Annotated in this window: 16 protein-coding genes and 1 pseudogene; all 17 read right to left on the reverse strand. The window is 27.0% G+C overall.

The window, feature by feature from the left end; all coding sequences use genetic code 11:
• Window positions 1-41: 41 nt before the first annotated feature.
• Complete coding sequence (locus IC214_RS08090; RefSeq protein ID WP_227435873.1) at window positions 42-503, reverse strand: pyrimidine dimer DNA glycosylase/endonuclease V; 462 nt, start codon at window positions 501-503, stop codon at window positions 42-44.
• Window positions 504-554: 51 nt separating this feature from the next.
• Window positions 555-1,010 carry a peptide deformylase gene (gene def, locus IC214_RS08095; protein ID WP_227435871.1) on the reverse strand — a complete coding sequence of 152 codons (456 nt, stop codon included), beginning with the start codon at window positions 1,008-1,010 and terminating at the stop codon, window positions 555-557.
• Complete coding sequence (locus IC214_RS08100) at window positions 991-1,245, reverse strand: helix-turn-helix transcriptional regulator (RefSeq protein ID WP_227483153.1); 255 nt, start codon at window positions 1,243-1,245, stop codon at window positions 991-993. The genes def and IC214_RS08100 overlap by 20 nt, the downstream gene beginning before the upstream one ends.
• A 96-nt stretch (window positions 1,246-1,341) precedes the next feature.
• On the reverse strand, window positions 1,342-2,058 hold the full coding sequence (locus IC214_RS08105; protein WP_227851049.1) for an ABC transporter permease: 717 nt from the start codon (window positions 2,056-2,058) through the stop codon (window positions 1,342-1,344).
• Window positions 2,055-2,738 carry an ABC transporter permease gene (locus IC214_RS08110; protein WP_227483155.1) on the reverse strand — a complete coding sequence of 228 codons (684 nt, stop codon included), beginning with the start codon at window positions 2,736-2,738 and terminating at the stop codon, window positions 2,055-2,057. Before IC214_RS08110 ends, IC214_RS08105 begins: the two co-directional genes overlap by 4 nt.
• Window positions 2,735-3,478: pseudogene (locus IC214_RS08115) on the reverse strand (ABC transporter ATP-binding protein); the annotation flags it as partial. The pseudogene IC214_RS08115 and the gene IC214_RS08110, both read right to left, overlap by 4 nt.
• A gap of 172 nt (window positions 3,479-3,650) precedes the next feature.
• Window positions 3,651-4,397, reverse strand: a complete 747-nt coding sequence (locus IC214_RS08120; RefSeq protein WP_227866451.1) for a DNA-methyltransferase — start codon at window positions 4,395-4,397, stop codon at window positions 3,651-3,653.
• Window positions 4,398-4,471: 74 nt separating this feature from the next.
• Window positions 4,472-5,281: an N-acetylmuramoyl-L-alanine amidase gene (locus IC214_RS08125; protein ID WP_227866452.1), complete on the reverse strand. Its 810-nt coding sequence runs from the start codon at window positions 5,279-5,281 to the stop codon at window positions 4,472-4,474.
• Complete coding sequence (locus IC214_RS08130; protein WP_227866453.1) at window positions 5,282-5,683, reverse strand: phage holin family protein; 402 nt, start codon at window positions 5,681-5,683, stop codon at window positions 5,282-5,284.
• Between the two features lie 315 nt (window positions 5,684-5,998).
• Window positions 5,999-6,157 (reverse strand): hypothetical protein, encoded by a 159-nt coding sequence (locus IC214_RS08135; protein ID WP_227836255.1) that lies wholly within the window; start codon window positions 6,155-6,157, stop codon window positions 5,999-6,001.
• Window positions 6,157-6,447 (reverse strand): hypothetical protein, encoded by a 291-nt coding sequence (locus IC214_RS08140; RefSeq protein ID WP_227866454.1) that lies wholly within the window; start codon window positions 6,445-6,447, stop codon window positions 6,157-6,159. The genes IC214_RS08135 and IC214_RS08140 overlap by 1 nt, the downstream gene beginning before the upstream one ends.
• 17 nt (window positions 6,448-6,464) lie before the next feature.
• Complete coding sequence (locus IC214_RS08145) at window positions 6,465-7,145, reverse strand: hypothetical protein (protein WP_227866455.1); 681 nt, start codon at window positions 7,143-7,145, stop codon at window positions 6,465-6,467.
• A 211-nt stretch (window positions 7,146-7,356) separates the two neighbouring features.
• Window positions 7,357-7,491 (reverse strand): XkdX family protein, encoded by a 135-nt coding sequence (locus tag IC214_RS08150; RefSeq protein WP_227836257.1) that lies wholly within the window; start codon window positions 7,489-7,491, stop codon window positions 7,357-7,359.
• A gap of 2 nt (window positions 7,492-7,493) precedes the next feature.
• Window positions 7,494-7,859, reverse strand: coding sequence for a hypothetical protein (locus IC214_RS08155; RefSeq protein WP_227836258.1), 366 nt, complete (start codon window positions 7,857-7,859; stop codon window positions 7,494-7,496).
• A gap of 19 nt (window positions 7,860-7,878) precedes the next feature.
• A complete protein-coding gene (locus IC214_RS08160; RefSeq protein ID WP_227866456.1) occupies window positions 7,879-9,012 on the reverse strand; it encodes a kelch repeat-containing protein in 1,134 nt (377 codons plus the stop codon).
• A 16-nt stretch (window positions 9,013-9,028) separates the two neighbouring features.
• Window positions 9,029-9,967, reverse strand: a complete 939-nt coding sequence (locus IC214_RS08165) for a hypothetical protein (RefSeq protein WP_227866457.1) — start codon at window positions 9,965-9,967, stop codon at window positions 9,029-9,031.
• Between the two features lie 4 nt (window positions 9,968-9,971).
• Window positions 9,972-11,069, reverse strand: a complete 1,098-nt coding sequence (locus IC214_RS08170; RefSeq protein ID WP_227866458.1) for a siphovirus ReqiPepy6 Gp37-like family protein — start codon at window positions 11,067-11,069, stop codon at window positions 9,972-9,974.
• Window positions 11,070-11,071: the final 2 nt, after the last annotated feature.

An 11,071-nucleotide genomic window follows, 5' to 3' on the forward strand; every position in this document is an offset into this window, starting at 1 on the left:
CTCTTTACATCTAATAATATCATAATATTAAATTATAGTAATTAAAGTAAGTTATTACCATGCCATAATTCATAGTCATCACCGTATTTACAAAGTAATATATCCCATTCATTCATGGATATTCCTCCACACACTGCTTTTTCTTCTAAATTATATAGACATTGCTTTAAATATATTTCATTATGCCAATCTCTATATAAATTTTCTAAATTTAGATTATATACTACAGATACATCCATTGAGAAATTGTTATTGTTCCATTTTAGCATTTCTATAAACTTAGTTTCATTAGGTCTATAAGCCCTTTTTACCATTTCATCATGTACAACTTTAGCATAAAACTTAAATTCATCAATACTATAATTTAATACTTTATTTACTAATAGATGATTTGGAGTACCTTTTTTCTCTATAGAACCTTTTATAGCGAATAGTTCTCTCCATTGACTTACTAATTGATTTTTTGGTAATACATCAATCAAATCTTTATGCCATAATCTCATAATCTAACTCCTCACTATAAAATATTATCTAAATTTAGTACTTAAATTACCTTATAGTTTTACACGTTCAATAATTTTATCTGTAAAAACTATGCCATCCAAATGGTCTATCTCATGACAAAGACATTTTGCCATAAGTCCTGAACCTTTAATTATTATTTTCTCACCATTCTCATTTAAAGCTTGAACTGTAACTTTTTTAGGTCTTTTTAATTTTCCCCATACATCAGGAAAACTTAAACAACCTTCAACAACAATTTGCTCTCCTTCTTCTTTAATAATTTCAGGATTGACAAGTTTAATAAGTCCCTCTCCTAAATCTATAACAACTAAACGTTTTAATATTCCCACTTGGCATCCAGCTAAACCCCCACCATTTGGTGTATTGTACATGGTTTCTGCCATATCATTTAATAGGTCTCTTATCTTATTATCTACTTTTTCTACATTCTTACTCTTTTTTCTTAAAATTTCATCGTCAAAAGTTCTAATCTCTCTTAGAGCCATAATATTCCCCCCTACTTATCTGAGCTCTTGATTTTCTCTCACTTTGTTCAAATAAAAATATACTTTCTATTGGTTCATTAAAAACTCTTGAAATATCATATGCTAACCATATTGAAGGTTCATTTTTTCCAGTCTCTATAGCATTTATAGCCTGCCTAGATGTTCCAACTAATTCTCCTAGTTGTTCTTGTGTTAACCCCAATTTTTCTCTTAATACCTTGATTTTATTTTTCATATATACTCCATTCATGTAATGTTAACCTTACATTTAAACTGTAACATTTTCTAATTTTTATGTCAAGTCAACCTTACATTTATTTTGATAATCTATTTAACTAGATATTTTTTTATTGAATTTTTTAAGTAATAAAACAATCCAAATTAATGATACAATAAATGAGATAAAAATATATATGTAGTTACTATCTTTAAATGCCTTTGCTAACCAAAATGATGGTAAGAAAAGTAAAATATATTGTATTTTATTTAAAATAAAAAATGGTGCTGTAATACCTAACATAAAAAGTCCTGATAACTTTGTAAGTGCCATACCTTCTAATTTATTTGATGATAAAGAAATTATTAATATTGATATAATAATTCCCTGAGTCAAAGATACTAAAGAAATTGCCAAATTTAATAAAAAAGAAATTTTAGTTAGCGAAAAAGTTAATAATAAAATTACTGTAATGGCAAAGGCTAATATAGCTGGTATTCCAAGTCTTGAAATAAGATAACCACTTTTTCCAATAGGAGTGATTATCAAATACTTTGAAATATTATCATCAATTTCTCCTAACATAACCATAGTAGAAACAAAAAAGAACATAAAAGGTGTTATAAAAGCTAAAAGCAAGTCAAATACTAAAAAATATGGTTCTAAAGTTAATTTATAATAAGAACTATCAATTAATATATTTTGAATTAATGGTATTCCAACTTTTATAAGTCCTCCACATAATATTGGAGAAATACATACTACAAAAAGCATAGCATCACCTTTTATTTGCTCAAATTCTTGTCTAAAAGCATTAATAATTTTTATCATAACTTTATACCACCTACCTTTTTCCAAATACTACAAACAAAATAATATGTTATAAAGTAAACTATTATAGTCATCAATATTAAAATTAATATATTAGTTACTAAAGAATTTTTATCTCCACTAATAAGAGAAATACATATATTAAAAGGATACAAGTTGGTGAATACACTTAAATCCATCAATACATTAATTATTGGTGGCACAAAGCAGACAATCTCAATAGGAATAGTTAAAACAATAAATTGATTTAAACTTGATGCTCTACTTGCAAGTATAAGCCCAAGTAATGAAAATATTATGGATGCAAAGAAAGTTCCCATAATTACTATCAAAATATTATTTAAATTTGCTGTAATTGCAATTACCATAGATACAATACTAGATATTATTGACAATGAAATCACCTTTGATAAAATATATTCTGATATTTTTATGGGAGATACAGCTAGGGAATTTAAAACTCTTTGACTCTTCTCAAGAAGTACAATTGCTCCCATAAAAAATAGTCCCATTGCTGCTGGGTCAGAATAAATCATAATTATAGCTACCTTTTCTCTCAATAATGGTGGAAAGGCATTAAGCAAACAAATATATACAATACTTAAAGTAACATATAAAAAATAAAATCCATATTTAAATTGAAACTTTACATCTCCTAAGATAAGATTTTTTAATCTCATTGTAAATTCCTCCCTGTTATCTCAATAAAAATATCATTTAATGTCGGTTCACTGCTATGTATTGATAAGAGCTTATTTTCCTTAATAAGCATATTTAATTTTTTGTCATTACTAGTATCATTTAAAAAACATTCAGAAGTTTTTTCTTCATTATCAAAATATGTATATCTAATTTTAACAGCACCTTTTGACATAATAAGATTATGTGGTGTATCTAATGCAGATATTTTCCCATTTACAATGAATGCTACCCTATCACAAAGTTCTGTTGCATCCAACATATTATGAGTTGTTAAAATAATAGTTTTACCTTGAGATTTTTCTGACAAAATCATATTTTTCATAATCTTACTATTTGATGGGTCAAGTCCACTTGTTGGTTCATCTAAAAACAATATATCTGGATTATGTAATAAAGCTTTTATAAAATTTAGTCTTGATTTCATACCCTTTGAATATTCTGATATTTTTTTATTTGCTTCACTTTCTAATCCTACTGATTTTAGTAGTTCATCAATTGGTAATAATTTTTTAGAATATAAAGATCCAAAGTATTTTAAATTTTCTATTGCAGTTAATTTTTCATATAAACTAGGAAATTCAAAATCAACGCCTATATTCTCATAAAATTTATTTGAATGTTTTTTGCTTTCTATTCCATTTACAAATACACTTCCTTCATAATTGGTTGTCATACCAATTAGAATTTTTTGTAACGTTGATTTACCTGCTCCAGATGGTAATAATATATTAATACAAAAATATCATTAGAAAACAACCTTTTAAAATCGTTTTTAAGACACTTAGAAAACTTTCTTCGATACTTTATATAGCTAACTTTTAACATCTTAATTATAAATTTAAGCATAAAAAAGAAGGTAACAGCTTTTGACTGTTACCTTCTTTTTTTATTTATAAATTTTCTTTGTATGCTCTTTCTATTCTATTTTTACCTTGTTGAAAATACTCTTTATCTAATTCTATACCTATAAATTTTCTTCCAGTATTTGCAGAAGCAACACCAGCTGCACCACTTCCAAAGCAATTATCTAATACAATATAATTTTCTTTAGTATATGTTTTTATTAAATATTCTAATAAATCAACTGGTTTTTGTGTTGGATGAATACATTTAGTTTCTTTATTAAAATGCAATGTATTACTGGGATAATTAGTGTATTCTTGTATATATTCTTTTCCAGATAATCCACCATGATATATTTCTCCTTGACTACCTTCTTTTCTTACTTTTTTAATTGGCTTATCCAGCTTTTTTAAATTCTGTGGTATATATAAGGGGGCCTTCTTATAAAAAACATTTATATCCTCTACACATCGTAAAGGCTGATATTTACAAAACGCAAATCCTGTTCTTGTATTTTTTACCCAATACCAACTATACTTATAATTCCTTAAATTTGAATAAATTAGCTTAGTTGTAAAGGGTTGAGCAGAAAATAAAACTATAGCACCTCTTTCTTTTATTATTCTATTATATTGTTTCCACATTTCATCCAAATTTATAATACTATCCCACTTGCAATTAGTCATTCCAAACGGAGGGTCACATAAAATCAAATCAATTGATTTATCTTTTATTGTTTTCATTACCTCAATACATTCCCCATTGAAAAGTTGATATTTTTGTATGTCTAACATATTGTAGTCCTCCTATATTATGTATTATATTTAAAGTTGAATCTGGATATAGCATTTATTGTTATCTTAATATTTTACTTTTTTATAAACAAGATAGCTTTTTTAATAGTCTCCCATACATCACTATCATATATCTGAGTGAATTTTTCTCCTGTAGTTTTAGTTAACTCTTCCATTTTTTTACTAGCTCCACCACCTACAGTATACAAATTTTGTGTTTGATGTGGCTTATAGTCTTTTATATCTGTAACTAGATAACTTTCTTTTGCTCTCTTATAATATAAACCTAAAATGTCTGCTGCTACTTTATCATCTCCAGAATAAACTACGGTATGTTTATATCTATTATAATTATTTTCCTCTGATGAACTTATATGTTTAGTTATTGCTTCTACTATTGCAGTAGCTAACTTATCAGCTCCTAATTCCAAATATTTATTCGCATCTTCACTATCTACGAAGCATACTTCTATTAACATACTTTTAGCTTTAGTTTTATTTACTACATATAACCCACTTCCATCTTTTACCCCTCTATTTATAAATCCTAGCTTAGATATATTTTTACAAACATCTATGGCATCTTGATACTGTTTACCTTTATATGTATAAATCTCGCACCCTCGCCCTTTTCCAGCATTAAAGTGAATGCTTATAAACCAGTCAAGGTCTTGTCTATTTGCTTGTGAAGTTATTTTAGACAAACATTCAGATTGTGTAGACGCTTTATCTATGGTACAGTCGACTACCTTATTACCTATTTTTTTTAATTTATCTATTACTTTATATCCTACATTTCTTGTCTCTACAGATTCATTTATTATTCCTACAGCTCCACTTCCTGCTCCTGTTTTTGTATGTCCACAATTTACACCTATCTTCATTTATTTATTCTCCTTTCTAAGTTGTTCTAATGCATCTTTTATTTTTGCTGGTATTGGTAAACCTATTACACTACAGTTTTCCAATATACTTAGTGCTTCATTAGCGATGTAAAAATAACACACTAATGTCTTAAATATCCAATCACCACCATTTATTAATCTATCTAATAATGCTGCTACCGCTACAATTACCAATATGCCACTTTTCTTAGCTATTCCTCTAAATCCTATACTACTGGATAATGTCTTTAATACAAAAGCCTTGATTAACCCAAATAGATAATCTGCTACCATTAAAGTTATTAAAATTGCTAATACTTCCCCCCATGCTCCAAAAATCCATGTGAAATATGTTCCTATTAAAGCAATAATTGTGTTCAATTTTCCATCATATATACTCATATTCTCTCCTTATTTATAAATAAAAAGAGCAAACATAGTTTTCTTTGTTTACTCTTTTATAATATTTCTCTATTTTTAAATTCTAATATTTTTATATTTTGTTCATTTTTATTTATTATAGAATACCTCCTCCAACCTCTTTATTTACTGATAATAATAATTGATTTTCTAGCTCTTGTATTCTTTTTTGTTCTTCTGTTAATTCTACTTTTAGTCTTTTTATGATTAGTACATTATTATTTGTATCTATTTTTTCTATATAGCAATCATCATCTATTATTTTATATAGTCACTAAAAAAATAATAGATTTTGTTTTATTTACTATTCAATTCATTTATATAATTTTCTACTGCTTTTCTATATTCTGTATTAGTTATGTCATTTAATTCAAAATCTCTATTTTTTAAAGGATTTAATCCTTTGTTTAATACTCTTTCTGATAATATCCTTACTACAACATTGTTTATATTCATTACAACAATCCTCCCACTTTTTCATTTTCTGCAATCAATAATTGATTTTCTAACTCTTGCATTCTCTGTTGTTCTTCTGTTAATTCTATTTTTATTTCTTTTATGATTGGTACATTATTAACTACATCTATCTTTTCTATATAACAATTATCATCTATTGATTTAAAAGGGATGTCAATATAATCTAGTTTTGTTATAATCTTTCTTGGTATGACATCCCCTTCCATTTCTCCAAAGATTGCAATTATTTCTCCGTCTTGGTCAAAGATTATTCTTCTTCCTATTTTCATTTTTAGTCCTCCTTTTTTTATTCGTACTTTATAGCAAACCAGCTAACAGCTGCATATATACCAGTATCATTTAAATCAATTGGTATTCTAAATCCATTAGTAAAAAATCCAGTTGCACTATTATTAGAATAAGTATCTGTGTCATGTGTGTCATTTTGAAATCTAGAAATATACTGTCTAATACTAGATCTATACTCTTCATTGATACATAGTATTAAATCAGGCATTAAATTCATTGTAGAGTCAAAAGCAATAGTTGTGTAGTTGCTATAACTATCTTTTACAGTCATAAAAACTAAATTAGGTCTAAAAGACAACGAATTAATCTCAAGAGTGACACGTTTTACTAAACCTTCAGTCTGACCATATGGAAAGAAATATTTTGAACTCATTGAAACAAAATTATTTCCGCTCTTTGCTGTTTTTATTATATTTTTTATGCTTGACACTTTATTAATTAAATTTTGCATACTCTCGCTTCCGGCAGCAGAAACATTTTTATTTATCAAATTCGTTGCAAAGGCATTTTTTAATGTTACTATTTTTGTTCTAGTTACATCTAGCTTGTCTGTTCCGACAAAAGGACTTCCTAATGCACTAGATATATTATTTTTACCTATTTGCAATTCATTTTTCACCTGCCCAAATGTAGTTATTAACTCGCTTAAACTTGCATTTTCGTTTAATTTTTCTATCATAAAAATATCACCTTTCTATTTCTTAGTAACCATTTGTCAAGGATAGGTTACTTTTTCAAATAGAAAAGTGATTGATTTTAAGCAATTTTTATAAAACATATATAGTATAAATAATTTTATTTTTAATAGAAAAACAAGTAAAACAAACAAGTATAAGGATTTTTAGTAACTCTTTCTTGACAAATAGTTACTATATAAAATTAAAAAAGGACTATACAATATAATCCTCTCCAACAATATTTTTATATTCATTTTCTGTTATCTTATTCTTTTCTACTGCTGTTTTAACTTGCTCCTTAGTCCATAATTCATCCTCATAGTATTTTTTTATTATTTTGTACCACATTTCTATATCAACTCCTTTTCAATCATAGCAAAAGTCAACATTGCTGTTTCTTCTCTTAATGCTTTTACTTCTTCTTGTGTAGCTATAGTCGCACTTTTAGAATTTTTTTCTAGTTCCTCATGTGCTTTTATTTCCTCTTCTTGTTTCTTCTGCATTTCTAAATATTTTTCTGCTGTTTCTAAAGCTGTCAAGCTCTTGTCTAGTTTATATATAGATTTAATTGTATTAACCGACTCTATATTTGTAACTCTTCCATAATCATCTAATATTAAAAACACTTCGCTAGTTTGGAAATCATAATTACCTTTTAAAATTTCTTCTGCTTCTACTCCATTTATTTTTTCTTTTTTATCCCATATTTTTATCATTTTTTTTATTCCTCCTTTTTTATAATTCGGGTATAAAGCATTCATACCTATTATTGTCATAATAATATACAAATTTATCTTTCACCGAAACTGCTTTAATTGAAACATTATTAGGTATCGTAGTTTTGAGGTCATAATTTTTGGTAGCCATTAATCCATTATGATTATATGTTTTAATATAAAAAGTTGTATTGCTCTTATGTGCTGTATATAACATATCGTTAATTCCTACTGCAAATTCAACATTCCAACTATCTAGTTTTGTAAAACTACCAATATCAGGTCTGTAAACATTTATAGAATGACTCCAATACCCCTGGGGGTCTGTTCCTCCTGTTACGCAAAAATTATAGGTATTTGTTTTTACACATACAAATAACCTTCTATATCTAGAAGCTATTAAAGTTGATTTAGTTGACCAAGTATTTGTACTAATTTTGTAATATTCACTAATATTACTTGTTGTCGTTGAACTACTTGTATCTATATAACCATACAGTACATGTATTTCATCAGAATAGGAATTTCCACAGGTTCCCCCTCTAGCTGTAATCATATTAGGAATAGATGACCAATAATTTGCATTTATACTGTATTTTTGACAACTTGAAATGGCTGAGCCATTGTTGTATCCTCCTATAGCGTAAATATATCCATTATAATAAATCATTGAAGCTTCATCACGAAATATTGGCGCAACTATAGAAGAACTAGTATTCGTTAGTGTATCATAACGTATAAAATACATTCCTGCACTTTTATTATTATTAAGAAAATATACATAATTATCTACAGCTATACAAGGTGGATATGGTTTTAAACTTGAAGAAACTCCATCTAAAATTATATTTTGGGGTTTATACCAGTTTGGTATGTCTGTATTTCCAAGTTCAATATTATTAACTTTATTTGCCATGCCTTGAACTGTTTCGTTTGAAGAAGTTGAAATACCCTTCCTTGTTAAATTAGTCGCTAATGTACTTTTGAAAGTTTGTATTTTTGTTTTAGTTGTGCTAAATGAATCGGTTGAAATAAAAGGACTTCCTAATGTATTAGCTATATTATTTTTACCTACCTGTAAATCATTTTTTGCAGTTTCTAATGTATCTATCATTTCTCTTAGTTTTGCATTTTCTTCTAATTTTGTTGCCATCTTTCACGCTCCTTTTTTAAATCATGTCTATTAAATTGTTTACTATAGTAATCCCTTTGCTTCTTTGTCCATTTACTTCTGCATCTAAATTTTTACACCTATGTGCTAATTGATTTAATGCGATTTCAACATTTTTAGTTCCTTCTTCATCTACTTCAAATAGATTTTCTTTATCTTCAACAGTAGCTCTCTTTGCTGTTATTTCAATACTCGCTAAATCTTCTTTCACTTTATTTATTTCATTTAATAAATTTCCTGCCACATCTCCACTTAAAATACCTTTTATACTTTCAAACCAAACATTGAATTCAGTTGCAAAATTTGTTGTTGTTGTATTATACCAAGTATTATATATATTCTCTTGATTCGACCTCCAAGTATTAAAGTCATCTACTTCTTCACTTTTCCACGCTTCTAACTGTGCTAGTAAGGTTGTTGTATCTATCTCTTCAATTGTTCCTTTTACAATTCCACATAAATTTTTATTAAGTCTTAAATCAGTAATTGAACTTTGAGTTATATTTATGAAACCTGCGTTTACATTTATATCTGCTAGTGCAAGTTCATATACATCTTCATCACGTTGTAGGTCTGGTGCTGTAGGTGAACTTGCAAAATTACCTTTTTTAACATGACTTCTTATTTCCCTATTTCTAAAATCTAATCTGAGAACTATCCTATCAATTCTATTTACTACACCATCTGCATTATCTAACCTCAAAATTAAATCATCTGTATTTTCATAAAAATAACCATTTATCCATCCAAAACCTGCTCTAACCCTAATAGTCATATTATTATCAATGGCTATAACCTGTAAGTTTGTACTTGGATTAGGGAATACTCCATTCTTTATAAAACTACTAAAATATCTAGCAAATCTTTCAGCTAAATACTCTCTATCTGGAACACCATTAACTATCTCAGCATTAAAAAAACTAGATTCTTCTGCCATAAAATCACTCCATTCTAGTTTTAATCTTATCTATTAATGTTGGTATTTTTTCACCAAACTTTATATTAATTTCAAAACCATCTTTCTCATAAACTTCTTCTATTTCAATAATTTTCACATCAATAACTACACCCCATTTTTTATTTATGCAAGTAACAATATCCCCTAAATCAAAATCTTTTTTATATAATAAATTAGAATTTGTCACATTGATTTTACTTTCAAAATTTCTTACCTCATTATATTCAGATAATTTTTCAAATCCTCTTTGCTTGATAAACTCTATATAAGCTTCTCCACTTAATTCAATATCATTGTTATCTTTGCTTTTTATATCTTTTGCATCAATAAAAATCTCTCTTCTATCAAAACCTGTACTTTCTCCTATGATTGTAAATACCCTTGCGTCACCTTCGCCTTCACCTCCAATTTTAGCTAGATTTCTATAATCATCAGAAGCATATGTATAGCTTTGTTCATGCACATTTTCAAATTCTTTACAAAATATACAGTTAGGATTTGTATTTTGACTAGCTGTTCTGTTAACACCTTTATATATATCAAATTCATGTACCTTATTCTTTAAATCAGTAATTATTCTAAAATTCAAATCTTTATCTTTTATCAATTTTACTATCTCTTCTTTTAGATTCTTATAGCTTACTTGATAATTAACTTCTTCTAAATATCCTCTTAATTTGCCTAAAACTAAAAAAGGTATTACCCTTTGTTCATCAGTAGTAATACAATTATTATCAATCAATTTTCTTATTGTATTTTCAATAGTATCGTTAATAATTTCAGTATTCCAGATAATCCTTCTATCTATATAATTAGATACAAAAGAACCTGTAACTTTTAGAGTTTCTTTACCTTCATTATCTTCATCAAAGTACTTATTCTCTATATAAGCACACTCAGTTAAATCATTTGATTTAACAATAATATTATCTTTTTCAATAAGCGATACAATATCTTTATCTACATAACAATGCAATTCAAATTTTCCAACATCACATGCTTTTCTATCCCAAATAAAACTCTCAAACTTATCAATCATTCCTAATCTATTTAAATTTCTATCAAATACATATAGTTCCATAT

This window comes from Clostridioides sp. ES-S-0190-01 (assembly GCF_020658275.1).
Classification (GTDB): Bacteria; Bacillota; Clostridia; order Peptostreptococcales; family Peptostreptococcaceae; genus Clostridioides.